At 69.5% G+C, this 987-nt stretch carries 2 pseudogenes; both read right to left on the bottom strand.

Features of this window, described 5'->3' with window-relative positions:
* Positions 1-215 (bottom strand): annotated as a pseudogene (locus tag DBR34_RS23680) (hypothetical protein); the annotation flags it as partial.
* Positions 216-226: 11 nt separating this feature from the next.
* Positions 227-987, bottom strand: a pseudogene (gene mutL, locus DBR34_RS23685) (DNA mismatch repair protein MutL); the annotation flags it as partial.

Below are 987 nucleotides of genomic sequence, written 5' to 3' on the forward strand. Positions count from 1 at the left end.
TGCGCCTTGTACTCCAGCCAATGCAGGCCAACCAGGCTGGTCCAGCCGTCGGCGGCATGCAGTTCTTCGTAGCGCTTCTGGCGCCACTGCTGCTGTTCGGCGGCGAACGCCGGATCCACCGCAGCGGCAACCGGTGGTGCAGCGTCTTTGTCCCCGCACGCGGCCAGTCCCAGCGCCAGTACCATCGCGCCCAGCGCACTTCCCCACCTTCGCATGATTGTCCCCTTCAACGTCCGCGCAGGAACCAGCGGTCGATTTCCGCCAGTGAAAAACGCGCCCAGGTCGGTCGGCCGTGATTGCACTGACCCGAGCGTTCGGTGATTTCCATGTCGCGCAACAGCGCGTTCATTTCCGGCACGGTCAAGCGCCGGTTGGCGCGCACCGCGCCGTGGCAGGCCATCGTCGACAGTAGCTCGTCGCGTGCGCTGGCGATGCGCCGGCTCTGACCATGCTCGCGCAGGTCGGTGAGCACGTCACGCAGCAGGCCTTCCGGTTCGGCGTTGGCCAGCAGCGCGGGAATGCTGCGCACGTGCAGCGACCCCGGACCGGAGCGGGTGATCTCGAAGCCCAGCGCCACCAGCGTGTCGGCCTCGCGCTCGGCGGTGTCGGCATCGCGCTCGCCCACTGCCAGCGTGATCGGCACCAGCAACGGCTGCGCGTGCAGGCCCATGCCGTCGTGTGCGGTTTTCAGGCGCTCGTAGCCGATGCGCTCGTGCGCGGCGTGCATGTCCACCACGATCAGGCCTTCGGCGTTCTCGGCCAGGATGTAGATGCCGTGCAACTGCGCCACGGCGTAGCCCAGCGGCGGCACGCCGCTGTCGGCCGCGGTGGCCGGCAGGCCGTTGTAGCTGGGCATCGGCGGCAGCGCAGCGGACACGCCACCGGCAGGCGTGGCGTACAGCGCGGCGTAGGCCGACGGGGCATCGGCCACCTGCAGGCCCAACGGTGACTGCTGCGGACGCCACTGGCCGGCCATGCTGCCACCAC

The sequence above is a fragment of the Stenotrophomonas sp. HMWF003 genome (assembly GCF_003061285.1).
Lineage (GTDB): Bacteria > Pseudomonadota > Gammaproteobacteria > Xanthomonadales > Xanthomonadaceae > Stenotrophomonas > Stenotrophomonas maltophilia_AP.